12 protein-coding genes and 2 pseudogenes are annotated in these 13,973 nt (G+C 63.8%); 6 read left to right on the plus strand and 8 right to left on the minus strand.

The features are described 5' to 3' along the window. Positions 1 to 287 (plus strand): annotated as a pseudogene (locus tag CLG85_RS28030) (IS30 family transposase); the annotation flags it as partial. A 224-nt stretch (positions 288 to 511) separates the two neighbouring features. Here the strand turns inward: CLG85_RS28030 and CLG85_RS22340 are convergent. The 3 genes from CLG85_RS22340 to CLG85_RS22350 all read right to left on the minus strand — a co-directional run bounded on the left by CLG85_RS22340 (position 512) and on the right by CLG85_RS22350 (position 2,083). After that, complete coding sequence (locus tag CLG85_RS22340; protein WP_260350049.1) at positions 512 to 1,186, minus strand: hypothetical protein; 675 nt, start codon at positions 1,184 to 1,186, stop codon at positions 512 to 514. Then, positions 1,110 to 1,382: a hypothetical protein gene (locus CLG85_RS22345; RefSeq protein ID WP_260350051.1), complete on the minus strand. Its 273-nt coding sequence runs from the start codon at positions 1,380 to 1,382 to the stop codon at positions 1,110 to 1,112. Before CLG85_RS22345 ends, CLG85_RS22340 begins: the two co-directional genes overlap by 77 nt. A 467-nt stretch (positions 1,383 to 1,849) precedes the next feature. Continuing rightward, positions 1,850 to 2,083: a hypothetical protein gene (locus tag CLG85_RS22350; protein ID WP_095882768.1), complete on the minus strand. Its 234-nt coding sequence runs from the start codon at positions 2,081 to 2,083 to the stop codon at positions 1,850 to 1,852. Between the two features lie 62 nt (positions 2,084 to 2,145). On the opposite strand from CLG85_RS22350, the gene CLG85_RS22355 reads away from it, so the two are divergent. After that, positions 2,146 to 2,841 (plus strand): Crp/Fnr family transcriptional regulator, encoded by a 696-nt coding sequence (locus CLG85_RS22355; protein ID WP_095882767.1) that lies wholly within the window; start codon positions 2,146 to 2,148, stop codon positions 2,839 to 2,841. A gap of 175 nt (positions 2,842 to 3,016) precedes the next feature. Next, positions 3,017 to 3,364 (plus strand): PRC-barrel domain-containing protein, encoded by a 348-nt coding sequence (locus CLG85_RS22360; RefSeq protein WP_235865425.1) that lies wholly within the window; start codon positions 3,017 to 3,019, stop codon positions 3,362 to 3,364. Positions 3,365 to 3,543: 179 nt separating this feature from the next. On the opposite strand, the gene CLG85_RS22365 is transcribed toward CLG85_RS22360, so the two are convergent. The 5 genes and pseudogenes from CLG85_RS22365 to CLG85_RS22385 all read right to left on the minus strand — a co-directional run bounded on the left by CLG85_RS22365 (position 3,544) and on the right by CLG85_RS22385 (position 8,497). Further along, complete coding sequence (locus CLG85_RS22365; RefSeq protein WP_260350053.1) at positions 3,544 to 4,437, minus strand: LysR substrate-binding domain-containing protein; 894 nt, start codon at positions 4,435 to 4,437, stop codon at positions 3,544 to 3,546. 27 nt (positions 4,438 to 4,464) lie between these two features. After that, positions 4,465 to 5,305: pseudogene (locus CLG85_RS22370) on the minus strand (alpha/beta fold hydrolase). Further along, on the minus strand, positions 5,302 to 5,688 hold the full coding sequence (locus tag CLG85_RS22375; protein WP_224849599.1) for a hypothetical protein: 387 nt from the start codon (positions 5,686 to 5,688) through the stop codon (positions 5,302 to 5,304). The pseudogene CLG85_RS22370 and the gene CLG85_RS22375 overlap by 4 nt, the downstream one beginning before the upstream one ends. Positions 5,689 to 5,692: 4 nt before the next feature. Further along, positions 5,693 to 6,868 (minus strand): muconate/chloromuconate family cycloisomerase, encoded by a 1,176-nt coding sequence (locus CLG85_RS22380; protein WP_260350054.1) that lies wholly within the window; start codon positions 6,866 to 6,868, stop codon positions 5,693 to 5,695. 114 nt (positions 6,869 to 6,982) lie between these two features. Beyond that, a complete protein-coding gene (locus CLG85_RS22385; protein ID WP_260350055.1) occupies positions 6,983 to 8,497 on the minus strand; it encodes an SLC13 family permease in 1,515 nt (504 codons plus the stop codon). Positions 8,498 to 9,361: 864 nt separating this feature from the next. On the opposite strand from CLG85_RS22385, the gene CLG85_RS22390 reads away from it, so the two are divergent. The 3 genes from CLG85_RS22390 (at position 9,362) to CLG85_RS22400 (ending at position 13,344) form a co-directional block, all read left to right on the plus strand. After that, positions 9,362 to 11,317: an AAA family ATPase gene (locus CLG85_RS22390; RefSeq protein ID WP_095881547.1), complete on the plus strand. Its 1,956-nt coding sequence runs from the start codon at positions 9,362 to 9,364 to the stop codon at positions 11,315 to 11,317. Positions 11,318 to 12,403: 1,086 nt separating this feature from the next. Then, on the plus strand, positions 12,404 to 12,760 hold the full coding sequence (locus tag CLG85_RS22395) for a TA system antitoxin ParD family protein (RefSeq protein ID WP_095881550.1): 357 nt from the start codon (positions 12,404 to 12,406) through the stop codon (positions 12,758 to 12,760). 11 nt (positions 12,761 to 12,771) lie between these two features. Next, positions 12,772 to 13,344, plus strand: coding sequence for an ATPase (locus CLG85_RS22400; protein ID WP_235865346.1), 573 nt, complete (start codon positions 12,772 to 12,774; stop codon positions 13,342 to 13,344). Positions 13,345 to 13,973 lie beyond the last annotated feature (629 nt).

The raw sequence follows: 13,973 nt of genomic DNA on the forward strand, positions 1-13,973 counted from the left end.
TCGATCACCTTCGACCGTGGGTTCGAGTTTCGCGACTGGCGAAAGCTCGAGGCCGGCATCGGGACAACTGCCTGATTCTGCGACCCGCAGGCACCCTGGCAGAAGGGCTCGGTGGAAAACCTGAACGGACGGGCCCGCCGCGTCCTGCCCCGCGATACGTCTCTCGCATCGCTTTCGAGGCCCCAGATGAAGGAGATCAGCGAGAGACTGAATGCGACACCCCGCAAATGCCTCGGATGGCGCACGCCAACGAAGCCATCAGACAAGAAATGGTGAAACTGAGATAGCGGACCCTGTCGCAACGCCCCTTGAGTTCACAAACAGGCACACACAGACACACACAACACACCAGTGTCGGCGGCCCTTCCTCCTCCCGAGGTTGGATCTGTCCCAAATCGATTTTTGTCGTCTGACAAAAATGGCCGCTAAGCGCGGCTGAAGGGAAACATGCGAAACCCGCAACGTCGAGTTTCGCATGGTAGTTTCCGGTGTTCGCCTGAGCGCGGCCTGCTCACGCGAAAAGGAAGTCATCTCCAGACAGGCTCAGGACATAACCCGTGTCGATATTATTGATCGGTTCGACATTCCCTTTGTCTCCAGGAAGTGAAAATCCGATACCTTCTGGCAGCGGGTCCGGTGCCGTTCCGTTGGAGTTGTAATCACCGTAGGCAAAGTATTGTGTCGTCGCTAGTCCGCCCTTGATGACGATCCCCATGAGGTCAGCATCGCTGTCCAAGTTTGGATCGTGAGAAATCAGGGCCGAGAGAAGATCTTCGATATACGCGTCCGGATCATCGCCTAGCTCTTCGGGAACATCAATTTTGACCGTGTAGTAACCGTCCAGCTCGGACTTCGGTTTCGTGTCTCCGGCAGTCTGGTTGAAGATCAGGGTCAGGTTCGAGATATTCTGGGACCATTCAGGGAAATCGTCTGACGGTTCTTCGCACGGAGGCTGGTACTCTCCAGTGTCCGCAAGCTTGAGGCTGCCCTCGCGATCCTCACCGACGCTGGTTGCGCGGATGCCGATCTCGGCGTCCGCCAGATCCTCCAGGTTATCCACCCCGAGCTGCGCCAGCGTGTAGCTTATCGTTCCGCAGGTTGTATCTGCATCATTCCCCCCCAACGGTTCCGATTTGGGCAGCAAAATCAAAGCCGTCGAGCTTATCGCCATCGCTGTCACTGCCATTCATGTTGTTGCCACCGCCGAGACTGCGGAAGACACCTCCATCATTGTCGATGTCGATAAAGAACCCATTCAGATCGGCAATGCCGCCAACGAGTTCGTATTTAAAGGTAATATTTCCAGAGCCGTCGTCTGTTGCAGTGACGAGGACTGACACATCACCGGCTGTCAGCTGCCAAGTTACGGATGCCGTAGACATCTTAAATTCCTCAAATTCATGAAATAGAATGGATGTGAAATTGTGCGCATCTTACGAGAAATACGTATGAGCGGCTCAGAATATGTATCACCTTCGGAGAGAGGTGAACACGATTCTGTCTAAATGTTGTCGCCCTATCAACACTATTCAAAAGGTGCCGAAAACATGTGTCACAAGCTGGGTTCTTGAGGGTCGATAATCGGCCATCGAAGACCTCTGCAGATATGGTTCCGAGCCGCCTCCGGTGTCCCGGAGGCTCCATTCCTGAATAGATGAACCAGCACATGAGCAAGGCCGCTAAACGGTCTCACCGAAGTCCCCTGACCAAGTCTTTCAGAGGGGTCGTGCAGGGCCCTTGGTGAAACGATTTGGCTCCAGTTGACGTCGAGCTATACGCTGGTCGTGTCGTCGTCACTCACCCGCACCTGCCCGCGCAAGCACCGGACATAGCCAGCCTGCATCCCGCGCTATCTCATGAAGATCGAGACCAGCGCCGCTGCGATGGCGACGAGAACCAGGCCCCAGACCGCGAAGATGACCAGGATGATGGCCCTGAGGTCTTTCGCTTTTCTTTCCAAATTCTTCATCAGGATAGTCCTAAACTCTTTAACGATACGGGTCCGGGCGGCGCGAGCGGCCCCCGGACAGCACGGCTGGTGCCGTTCTGCCGGCAGCAAACGTCCCTGCGCGTCGGGCTCCATATTGCATTCCGCTGCGGCAATTGTTCAAAATCCAACATTCGCGATCACGATTGGGGAATTTCATGCTGGGTGATGCGCTCGAGGACAGAACTTGGGACATTGCCACCCTCGGGTGGCTCGGAGAACGCAGCGACGCCTTCCGCGCCGCCGTCCGGGAGCGGGCGCGGCTGCGGCACTACGCCCAGGGCGATTACGTGCATCACGGCGGTGACGACGCGGGCGGCATCTACGGGGTCGTGGCGGGCAGCTTCGGCACCTATGCCATGAGCGACTCCGCCGGGATCGTCCTCGGCCACATCTTCCGCGAAGGTGCCTGGTTCGGGCAGGGGCCGGTCGTCAGCGGTCGGCCGCGCTACCTGAGCTTCCAGGCCATGGAGCCCTCGGCGGTGCTCTCCTTGCCCGGTTCCGCGCTCAACCAGATCGTCCAGGCTGCCGCCGGCGCCGAGCGCGAGCTCATGTCGCTGTCCGAGTACAACCAGGTGATCATGTCGCGCGTCGTGTCCGAGCTGCTGATCCGCAAGACCGATGCCCGCGTCGCCGCCGTCCTGCTGCGCCTCTTCGAGGTCAGCCCGGGGGACGCCCGCGCGGGCACCTCCTGCAGGGTCACCCAGGCGGAGCTCAGCGAGATGGCGAACACCTCGCGGCACACCGCGAACTCGGTTCTCCGGACTTTCGAGGCGCGGGGCTGGATCGAGACCAGCTACGGCAGCATCACGCTTCGCAACCCGGGCGCGCTGAGGGACCACGCGTGGGCCTGATCTGAGCGTCATCCGCGCACGAGCCGGGCCTCATGAAGGCGGGCAAGAGCCCCCCGCCCCTGCCCGGCGCGCCGCCTCGGCGGAAAGGCGCTCTCGCCCGCCGTCCGCCCCGGTTTGCGCCGGAACATTGCCCCCTGCCTGCCCGTTTTATTGGCACATCAGGAGGAGATGTCCGATGCATGAGAACTCGACAATGATTTCGTCCGACAAGGTCAATGGCACGGCGGTCTATTCCCGCTCCGGCGAGCATGTCGGCACGATCGACCACCTCACCATCGACAAGGCGACCGGCAAGGTGGCCTATGCGGTGATGGGCTTCGGGGGCTTTCTTGGGATCGGTGAAGACCACCACCCGATCCCTTGGGCCAAGCTGAGCTACGACACCAGCCGTGGCGGCTATGTGACCGACATCACGTCCGAGCAGCTGGAAGGGGCGCCGGAGCGCCGGGATGACTGGCACCGCGACCGCGACTGGGAGGCCCGCACGCACGACTATTACGGCGTGCCCAACTACTGGGTCTGAACGGGTTCGCTCCCGCAAGCACGACCAGCAGGGCCCGGCCGGAAGGCCGGGCCCTGGCATTCTTGAAGCCGCCCGTTTGAGGAACTCTCTTCCCTGCGGGACGCCACATTGGCCAGCCCGGCGTTCGACCCCGCCTCGGGGGTCAGCGCAAAGCCCAGGGATGCGCCACGTCCCGCAGCTCAACTACCCTGCCGGAGCAGCCTTTGCGTGACGGTGAAGAAATTGGTCACATGCGCCAGCCGGTTGTCCCGCCGCGCGCAGATCGTCAGCCGGGTGCCGGGGTTGGGCCCGTCGAAGCGGCGGAAGACGACGCCGGGGCGGCTGACGCGGCTGACGCTCTCGGGCACCATGCACAGGCCCACCCCGACCGAGACCAGGGAGATGGCGGTCTGGTAGTCCTGCGCGAAGACCTGGTCGCGGGGGATGAAGCCGTTCATCTCGCAGCAGCGCAGCACGTCATCGGCAAAGCTCGGCCGCGGCCGGTGCGGGTAGAGCACGAAGGTCTCTGCCTCGACCTCGGGCAGCGGGATCGCGGCGCCGCGCGCGGCCAGAGGCGCGCTTTCCGGCACGGCCAGGACCAGCGCCTCCTCGACCAGCCGGAGCGTGCGCAGTTCCTCGCCCTTCAGCGCCGGGCGCGCCACGGCGATGTCGAGATCCTGCTGCGCCAGCGCGCGCTCGAGCTCGGCGTTGTTCATCGCCGACAGCATCAGGTCGACCCCGGGATATTGCGCGCGGTAGGCCTTGATCACCTCCGGCAGCGGCCCGTGCGTGGCCGAGCCGACAAAGCCCACCCGCAGCCGCCCCGCGCCGCCCTCGCCGATGAGCCGGGTCTCGCGAAAGGCGCTGTCGAGCCGCTCGACCAGGTCGCGCGCCCGCTCGAGGAACAGCTCGCCCGCCGGGGTGAGGCGGATCTGGCTGCGCGAGCGGTCGAAGAGCTTGGCGCCGAGATCCGTCTCGAGCGCGGCGATCTGGCGGCTGAGCGGCGGCTGCGCCATGTCGAGCCGGGCGGCGGCGCGGCCGAAGTGCAATTCCTCGGCCACCGCGAGGAAATATCTCAGCCGTTTCAGCTCCATCGCCTCTCCTGCCGCGCCCTGCCCCAGCTAGCCCATGCGCGCCAGCGCCGCGATGAAATGCGGCCGGAACGCCGCGGGGTTCTCGCTCATCGGAAAATGGCCGATGCCGGGCATGAGGGCAAGCGTGGCCCCGGGAATGGCCCGGGCGGTGCGCTCGGCATCCTCGGGCGTGCAGGTCATGTCGTACTCGCCGACCATGATGTGCAGCGGACGCGCCGAGGTGTCGATCTCGCCGAGCCGGCCGACCAGGCTGTCGTCGCGGGTGTAGAAGCTCAGGTCGCCGCGGAACACGCCGGGGCCCGATTGCATGAACATCCACTGGGTGTTCCAGCGCTCGGCCTCCGGGCCCTGCGGCGCGATATTGGCCGAGACCAGCGCCGCGCCCATCTCGCCGCCATGCGCGTCGGGGCGGTGGAACCAGTCGATGTCGTACCAGGCGGGCTGGAAGTCAGAAGCCTCGATGGCGATGAAGCCGCGGAACGGCTCGGGATGGCGCAGCGCCAGCTGCAGCGCGATCCGCCCGCCCATGGAGCAGCCGGCATAGACCGGGTTTTCCAGCTCGAGCGCCGCGACCATGGCCAGCACGACCTCGATGTAGGCTTCGGTGGTGAGCAGGTATTCCTCGGTCTGCCAGCCCTCGGGCGGCAGCGACTTACCGTGCCAGGGCATGTCGACGGCGATGATCCGGTGCCCTGCCGTGATCTCGGCATCGTTCATGATGTGCCGCCACTGCCGCGTGTCGGCGCCGGCGGTGTGGAAGCAGATCACCGGGCGTCCCTGCCCGGCTTCCTCGAAATAGACCCGGTGCGGGCGCCCCCCCGACCTCGATCGTCACATAGCGTCCGATGATGGGCTCGATGCGGCTCATGCGCAGACCTCCCGGCCGAGGGCCATGAATTCCTTGAAGAAGCGCAGGTTCTTGACCAGTGCGAGGATGTCGCCCTCGATGCTGCCGCGGCCGGTCTTCACGAAGCCGAAGATGTCGTGAAAGCCCGCCTCGGGCACCGGCTCCCAGAATTTCAGCAGCGCCTCGCGGTCGACGCGCAGGGCAAAGCGCCAGGGGATCTTGCGCGAGGGGCCGGGGCGGATCTCCTCGATCCGGCCGCGGTGGAACACCAGGTAGTATTCCGCGCCGCCCACCTCGAGCAGCACGGTCTCCGAGAACAGCGCCCCGAGCCGGCCGAGATGCGCGCGCCCGGCAAGCGCTTCGGCCATGGCGGCGAGGCGGGGATGAAGATCGGTCTCGCCCATCGGCTCACTCCTTCCTTGCGTATTTGTCGATGACTTCGGGGTTCGGCGTGATGCCGAGCCCGGGCCCCTGCGGCAGATGCACCTGGAAGTCCGCGTAGCGCAGCCCCTCTGTCACCAGGTCCTCGACCAGGATCTTCGGGCCGAACTGCTCGGTGCCCCATTCCAGGCGCGGCAGAGTCGCGAAGGCCTGCAGGTGCCCGGCGGCGCCGATCGAGCTTTCCAGCAGGCAGCCGCCGTAGAGCTGCACGCCCTGCGCGGCGGCGATGCCGGCCACCCGCTTGAGGGTGTGCGCGCTGCCGTGCTTGCAGAGCTTGAGCGAGAGCACCGAGCCGGTCGCCGCGGCGCTCTCGCGCGCCGCCTCGGCCAGGGTCGAGACGCTCTCGTCCATCATCACCGGCACCTCGGAACGGGCGGCGATGCGCGCCGAGGCGGCGGTCTGTCCCGCGGCGATCGGCTGCTCGATCAGGCTGACCCCGAGATCGCGCAGCGCCGGGAGGTGGCGGATGCACTCGGCCTCGCTCCAGGCCTGGTTGACGTCGGCGACCAGCGGCGTGCCCGCGGGCAGCGCCGCCTGCAGCGCCGCGAGCCGCGCCAGGTCGGTCTGCGGATCGGCAAAGCCGAGCTTGATCTTGAAGCGCCGGAACCAGCCGCGCCGGATCATCTCCAGCGCCTCCTCGACCTCCTGCGCCGCATCGCCGGAGGCCAGCGCCCAGACCGCCTCGAAGGAGGTCCGCACCGCGCCGCCGAGCAGCACATGCGCCGGCACCTCCAGCGTCTTGCCCGTGGCGTCGAGCAGCGCCATGTCGATGGCCGATTTCGCGGTGTAGTTGCGCTTGGCGGCGCGCTCCATCTGCAGGCTCGCGGCCTCGGCAAGACAGGCGGGATGGCCGATCAGCGCCGGGGCGAGATAGGCGTCGATATTGGCCTTCATCGCCTCGACGCTCTCCTCGGCCCATCGCGGCCCGCCGAGGGTCGAGCCCTCGCCGAAGCCGGTGACGCCGTTTTCCAGCTCGACGGTCACGAAGATGTAGCCCTGGTGGCGCACCGAGGTGTTGGACAGCTTGTGCTGCCGGGTGGTCGGCGCCTCGATGATGCGGGCGCTGATCCGCCGGATGGCCGTGGCCCGGCAGAGATCGCGGCCTGCCGCGGTCTCCTGGGGCGAAGCGGGCGAGACTGTCATGGGGACCTCATGGTTGGGAGCGTCTGCGGCCGCGGGCCGCTGGGAGGAGGAAGTCGGGGAGGAAAGCCCTGGCCCCGCCCGCCGGAGCGGCGATGGGGCCAGGACCGGGGCAGATCAGCGGGCCAGCACGAGCGGTACGAGGGTTTCGATGATCCCGAAGATGACCAGCAGCGAGATCACGTTGAGCCAGACCCCGGCCCGCACCATCTGCTTGATCGAGACCTCGCCCGAGCCGAAGGCCACGGCGTTCGACGGTGTCGCGACCGGCAGCATGTAGGCCGAGCAGACCGCCAGCGTCATCACCGCGGTCATGACCAGCGGGTCGATCCCGACGCCGGTCGCCACCGAGCCCATGATCGGGAAGAAGGCGGCGGCGGTCGCGGTGTTGCTGGTCAGCTCGGTCAGGCCGAGCCCGACCACGGCGGCCACCAGCAGCACCACCAGCGGCGGCATGTCCCCGAAGGCGGCAACCTGGTTGCCGACCCAGACCGACAGGCCGGTGGCGGTGAAGGCCGCCGAGAGGCTCAGCCCGCCGCCGAAGAGCAGCAGCAGCCCCCAGGGAATGTCGCGCGAGGCGTCCCAGGTCAGCAGCGCGACAGGCCGGCCGGAGGCCTCGCGCTCGCCCGAGGAGACGAGGAAGCAGGCCAGCGCCGCCGCGATCGCCACCTGGCTCGAGGAGATCCCCGACAGGAAGGGCAGCGCGGCGTCGATGACAGAGATCTTGGCCAGCAGCGGCACCGCGACCCAGAAGAAGATCGCCCCGAGGAAGATCAGCGCGACGCGCGATTCCGCCTTGCTCATCGGGCCGAGCGCCGCGATCTCGCTGCGGATCAGCGCCGCCCCGCCGGGCAGCTCGCGCAGCTCCGAGCGGTAGATCACCTTGGTCAGCAGCACCCAGCCGATCACCAGCATGATCGCTGCGAAGGGCACGCCGATCAGCATCCATTGCGCGAAGCCCATGTCATAGCCCTGCTGCTCGAGCAGATAGGCCTTCATCAGCGCGGTCGGCGGCTGGCCGATCAGCGTGGCGATCGAGCCCATGGTGACGCCATAGGCGATGCCCAGCATGACCGCGGCCGAGAAATTCCTGTCGCGGGTCTCGAGCCCCTGCTCCTTGGCGAGATCGCGCACGAGATGCAGGATCGAGACCCCGATCGGCACCATGATCACCGCGGTCGCGGTGTTGGAAATCCACGCCGAGATGAAAGCCGAGGCGATCATCATGCCGAGCACGATCTGGTCGGGCCGGGTGCCGACCGCCTGGATGGTGCGCAGGGCGATGCGGCGGTGCAGGTTGCTGCGCTCCGTCGCGAGCCCCAGAACCACGCCGCCGAGCACGAGGAAGACCACGGAGTTCGCATAGGGGGCGGCCATGGCCGCGAAGCTGCCGACGCCGAACAGCGGGAACAGCACCAGCGGCAGCAGCGAGGTCACCGGGATCGGCACCGCCTCGGTCATCCACCAGATCGCCATCCACAGCGCCGAGCCCGCCGCCAGCCGTCCCGGCATCGAGAGGCTCTCGGGCAGGACCAGCGCGAGCAACAGCCCGGCGATCGGCCCGAGGGCCATCATCTTGAAGTTGATCGTCTCGCGCGCCCCGGCGGGTGCGTCGGTATTGGATGCAGTCATGGGTCGTCCTTCCTCCCTGGCATCGCGGCGCGCAGGGAAAAGAGCAGGATGCCCAAGCGCCGACGGTCCTCAGGGGGGGCGTAGTCGCCTGAAGAGCCCCTCTCCTGCAATGCTCGCGGCGGTATCCGATGATACCCGAAACGGCATAAGGTGGATGAATTTGATACCTTTTGACTCCAGGGGTGCGCTCAGGGATAGCGTTGTGACCGATGCGGTTCGGCATCAGACTCCGCGACGCGCAGCCCGCCGGTGCGCGAAATGCGAAAATCCTTCCGCCACTTCTCAAAGGGGATTCACTATGGCGCATCCCGGGTAAGGCGTGCGACCGTCAAGGAGCGCAATGTGCCGCGATAGCCTTCCCCAAATGATCATCCTCGCCAAAAACATTCGTGAGCCCGTGGGCTATGGCGCGATCAGGACCACACTCAGCCCTCGACGACCTCTCTCCGCTCTCGGCGGTGAACAACCTCATGAGGAGCCACAGATAGGTGACGCAAAGTCATGGCCATGCCGATGGACTGCGAAAATCCTTCTGCCTGACCTTCATCTTGCAACGCCCGTTTCTGCCTGCGGCGTCGCTGGGCCAATGGCACAAGGACCGGTATTGCACCATGGTTGCGAGACGCGATCGCATGTGGGCTTCCACATGTATGCGAAAAGGAAATAACCAAATTTTTCATATAGATAAGCCTAATTTAGGGGGCTTCAAACCCTTAGGCCTCCCGGCTATGGCGCGCTCTTCTCAAGGAGCGAAACGTGACTCAATACCCTTCCACAGATGACCTTTCACCAGCTTGGCTGCCCTTCGCCCAGGCCTTGATCAGCGGCTCCCTCCACGGAGGGGCCTCCCCTGCTTCCTCGGAGATGTTCTACGACGTCGATGCTGACGAACAGACGTCAGAGGCCTTGTCCCATGACGACATAGCCGGGCATCCGGGTCGTCATCTCATGTCGATCCGCTGGGCCGCCACCTGGGGCTCGGCGGATGCCTTTCAGGCCAAGGGTCTTCAGCCTGGAGCCGTTACGCTTCTGAGCGGCATGGGGCCGCGCGAATTGCGCGGGCTGGAACATATCCTGAAGCATAATCTCATGCCACCTGACGTGCGCATCTATACCCGGAGCCCATTACGCCCAACCGAACGCGTTTTACAGCTCTGCATGCCGCAGCCCCAAGGCTCCGGCTACATCTCCGAGTCCGCGCGGGCCGGCTTCGAGGACAGGATTCGCGAGGCCCTGCCCTTTCCCGCGCCGATACTCATCCTTATGCCGGATGGGTTGCAGCTATCCGAAAATCTGCGGCGTGCCCTGCCCGCGCCGCAGCGCCTTGCCGCCGTTGATCGCGGCATCATGCTGGCGCTCATCTCCGCACTTTACAATCTGTCCGATGCAGCCGAACGCATGGCCGTCGCGCGCTATCTTCCAGACGACACGAGTTGCGCGCAACTTGACTATCCATCTTTGATGATGGCCCTGCGCGCTCCTTCAGCACGCGACGCTGCACGCAAGCTGAAGAAGCTGGCGCTGCCCGATCGTCCGGTGCGCAAGGAAGTCCTCGCGCTTGAAGAAATCGGTGGGACCTCTGCCGCGCATCTCGTGGCGGCAGCCCTCGTTGCTGATATTCAGGCCTGTAAGGATGGTACGGCGCGCTGGTCGGAGATACCCCGATCATTACTGTTCTACGGCGAACCAGGCACTGGCAAGACCGTGCTCGCGCAGGCCATCGCACAGTCAGCGGACGTGGCGATCATCATTGTGAGTGCCGGCGAATGGCAATCGAAAGGTCATCTCGGGGACATGCTCGGGGCCATGCTCAAATCCTTCACACAGGCTGCGGCCCTGCGCCCCTGCATCGTCTTTATTGACGAGATTGACTCATTTGGTGCCAGGGATTCCAAAGATAGTGAGCGCAACAGCAATTACCGCCGCCAAGTGATCAACACGCTGCTTCGGGAGATCGACAAGCACCTTGCCCTCGACGGCACCATTCTGATCGGGGCATGCAACGCTGTGAACACGCTCGATCCTGCGATCGTCCGTCCAGGCCGGTTTGATCAGGTTGTCGAGCTGGGACGGCCGCCCCTGGAGCAGATCGCTCACATGCTACAGAGAGAGCTTCCCGAAGCTGGGGATCTGACGCCGCTGGCGCGCCGCTGTGCCGGCCAGACGCCGGCCCAGATCGACGCTACGTTGCGCGCGGCGAAGGCCGCAGCCCGTCGCGAGGGAGCCAGGTTCACCGCCGACTATCTCGCGACGCAACTGGGTGCCGGGCGGCTGGAGAACCCCGTCGTCGAGCGGCGGATCGCTACCCACGAGGCCGGGCATGCCTTGGTCGCGGCGATGTTGCTGGGCACGGCATCCGTCGACCGCATCGTGATCGGGCCGGAAGACGGACGGACGATGCGACGGTCTGCAATTGGGGAGGGGACGCTTGAAGACTTCACGCGTGAAATGATGATGCACATGGCGGGCCGTGCCGCCGAGCGCCTTGTACTCGGGAGTGTCAGTGCCGGCAGCGGCGGTGGTCCGGGCAGTGATCTCGAGCGCGCCACGCGTTTGCAGCTGTTTTTCGACAGACAAGCCGGCCTTGGAATTCACGGCCCTGCCTGGCTCGGAGAACCTGATATGTCGCGGATCTCCGAGAAGTACTGGGGTCGTGTGCGCGTCAGGCTCGAGGAATTCGAACAAATGGCCAGCGCTCTTTTGAAACCTCACCAAACTCTGCTCGAACGCCTTGCCGAGGAGTTGCTCGTCCGGCGTGAAATGGATGCTGCAGAGTTGCGCCCCTGGCTGAGCCAGATCGGGACTCCAAGTAACCGATGAACATGCACTACAATTTACTTTGCCCCGACCAATCTCTCTTGGTCGGGAAGGGAAGCGTTTCTCCCTCTCAACTCGGCGAGGCCCGCGATCTTGTCGAGATCGTCGAGCCGATAGAGCTCTCTCTGCACCAGCAAACTTGGCGCGGGCTTCCCCACGGCACCGCCGGGAGCTATGCCTTCCTGCGCCTGGGCCGACCATGCCTGCGTATCTATATCGGCATTTCCTGGGAGGATTTGCTCGAGCGGATCCGCAAGCAGAGATACCAACGCCGATGGGCCGGCCTCGTCCTCTTCTTCGAGCTTCCCGGCTTGCTCCGCAGCACGTTGGAGCGTCTGGAGCGCCGCCTTCTGAACCTGGGGCAGAGGTGGCTGCCCAAAGCGATGTGGGACAATGTCGAGGGCGTGACGAGGGGCGGGGCGTCTCCAACCTGTAGCCCCCCCTTTCGACCTCGACCGCCTGGGGAGAAAGATCTTCGGTCACATATGGGCGCGCACACGCTACTGGCATGAGGCAACTGCCCGATTGGAGTTGGCCCCCACGCATCAGATGGGGGATCCGTCAGGGCGGCTGCACGGCCTCCTCCATCAGCAACCAGGGGGCTGGTGTCGTCTCCTGCCCGGGTCACGCGTCTCGGTCCTCTGTCCAAACCAGAAAGCAATGGAGCGGGATCCGGCTGCGCGGAAAGTGCTGAGCAAGCCCTACTGGGAGGGAACCATCTGTTGGAGGGGCGACCGGCGCAGGCAACCGGCCGGCCTGGTGGTCAGCGAGGCAATCCAGTTCAGGTCCCGGGCTGCTGCTGCAGAGTTTCTGTTTGCAGGACAGGCTGTGGATGACAAATGGGCCAAGACTTGAGACCGTTGGCGACACCGGACTTCCTAGCGTGTTAGTGTCCGAGGAACGGGTGTGATTTCGACGCCGCTGACGGTGTGAACCCGCAACACCACTGCACGACCATGGCGCGTAGCGGCCTTTACTGCAGTTTCCTCATCTTGCGACAGGTGGACATCTTGACGCCGCCAAGAACCGTGCGATCCCTTGAATTTTGGGTGGCATTTTGCTACCTTTATCTCAGCACAGGAGGTTGGCATGGCACAGTCCGTGAAGCTCGGCGATGACATAATGGCGCTGGTCCGCCACGAGGCAGACCTGCAGAGCCGGTCGGTCGCCGGTCAGATCTCGCATTGGCTGAAAATCGGCCGGGCAATCGAATGCTCCGGACGGTTCGATCACGCCCGTATCACCGCGGCCCTCGAAGGCAAGCTCGACACGGCGGAATTGGGGGAGGAAGAGGAGGCTGCCTGGCTCGATGCTTTCGTTGAGAAGATGGCACAGCCCTCGGAGGCCGAAGAGACCTTCCACGCCCGGCGCCAGGCCCTGGGCCAGGGTGTCGGCCTCGATGCAGGCGGCAATCTGGTCTACGCCAAGGAAGGCAATGCCGCTTGAGGCCGAGCCTGGTGCTGCTGGCCGGCCCGAATGGTGCCGGAAAAACCACCGTGTATGAGACCCGCGTCGCTCCCGCCTTCGCGGGACCTTTCGTCAATGCTGATATCATTCAGCGCGACGAGCTCCGGGATCCCTCGATGAAGGCCTCCTATGAGGCTGCAAGGATGGCCGAAGCGCGCCGGCAAGAGCTGCTGGACTCGGGCCGCAGCTTCGCCACCGAGACCGTATTCTCCCATGTATCAAAGCTGGAGGTCATCGGAGCGGCACAGGCGCGGGGGTACCTGGTCGTCGTGATGCATGTCGGCATCGACAGCCCGGAATTATCGGTGGGACGTGTCAGGTGCCGCACCGAGGAAGGCGGACATGACGTTCCGGAAGACAAAATCCATGCGCGATATGAGCGCGGGCAACCGCTGATCCGCCAGGCGGTGCTGCGTGCGGACAGGGGCATGGTCCTCGACAACTCGCGTCTCAACACTCCGCCACGGCAGATGCTCGTCTTTGCCAATGGCCGCCTAGTTCAGGCTGCCCCGGCGCTGCCGGAATGGATTCTGAAAGGCTATGCCGCCGACCTTCTGTTTTGACGGTGCCCAGATAAAGGCCCTCTCGACATCTGGTCGGCACACCCTGCACCATGTCCGCTGTGATGCCGTGTGACCCGGTGAACACCCAATGCTGGGTCCTTGGGCGCGACCAGGATGAGGTGACCCATCGCAGCGCCAATGCGAGTGCGCGATGGCACATTCTGGAAGGATTCAAGGCACGCAGCACGTGCCGGTAACGCTTTTGGTCGGAACCCTTATAGGCCTCGTTACAAAATTATACTTATTTCTCAATATCTTGAAGAATTGTAACGCCGTAACGCCCGTAACGCGCAAAACATATAACTATACACGTAAAAACATGTAACTCTTCTTCTCTTATACATATATATATTATTTAACGTTACACCGTTACATATACTATAATATATATTAGAAATCAGTGGCTTACGTGTGTTTCATGATGTGTATCGCGGCCGTAACAGCGTTACGTCACTGAAAACACTTATAAATCTGGGAGGTTTGGCGGCTCGAGCACCCCACGCGGCATGACCTCTGGACAGATCGACAGCTGCAAGCTAGCTTACTCGCGACACGATACCTCGTCGTATCTCGGGCCCCGGCGTTAGATCGGACCGCCTCAAAGGTCACCTGCATATCATTCACAGAGA

The sequence above is a fragment of the Alloyangia mangrovi genome, assembly GCF_002300555.2.
GTDB classification, from domain to species: Bacteria; Pseudomonadota; Alphaproteobacteria; order Rhodobacterales; family Rhodobacteraceae; genus Salipiger; species Salipiger mangrovi.

Excerpts from the sequence above, each read along its gene's own strand:
- CLG85_RS22340 (WP_260350049.1), bottom strand. The coding sequence starts at position 1,186 with ATGGCAGTGACAGCGATGGCGATAAGCTCGACGGCTTTGATTTTGCTG.
- CLG85_RS22345 (WP_260350051.1), bottom strand. The coding sequence starts at position 1,382 with ATGTCTACGGCATCCGTAACTTGGCAGCTGACAGCCGGTGATGTGTCA.
- CLG85_RS22350 (WP_095882768.1), bottom strand. The coding sequence starts at position 2,083 with ATGGAGCCCGACGCGCAGGGACGTTTGCTGCCGGCAGAACGGCACCAG.
- CLG85_RS22355 (WP_095882767.1), top strand. The coding sequence starts at position 2,146 with ATGCTGGGTGATGCGCTCGAGGACAGAACTTGGGACATTGCCACCCTC.
- CLG85_RS22360 (WP_235865425.1), top strand. The coding sequence starts at position 3,017 with ATGCATGAGAACTCGACAATGATTTCGTCCGACAAGGTCAATGGCACG.
- CLG85_RS22365 (WP_260350053.1), bottom strand. The coding sequence starts at position 4,437 with ATGGAGCTGAAACGGCTGAGATATTTCCTCGCGGTGGCCGAGGAATTG.
- CLG85_RS22375 (WP_224849599.1), bottom strand. The coding sequence starts at position 5,688 with ATGGGCGAGACCGATCTTCATCCCCGCCTCGCCGCCATGGCCGAAGCG.
- CLG85_RS22380 (WP_260350054.1), bottom strand. The coding sequence starts at position 6,868 with ATGACAGTCTCGCCCGCTTCGCCCCAGGAGACCGCGGCAGGCCGCGAT.
- CLG85_RS22385 (WP_260350055.1), bottom strand. The coding sequence starts at position 8,497 with ATGACTGCATCCAATACCGACGCACCCGCCGGGGCGCGCGAGACGATC.
- CLG85_RS22390 (WP_095881547.1), top strand. The coding sequence starts at position 9,362 with ATGTTCTACGACGTCGATGCTGACGAACAGACGTCAGAGGCCTTGTCC.
- CLG85_RS22395 (WP_095881550.1), top strand. The coding sequence starts at position 12,404 with ATGGCACAGTCCGTGAAGCTCGGCGATGACATAATGGCGCTGGTCCGC.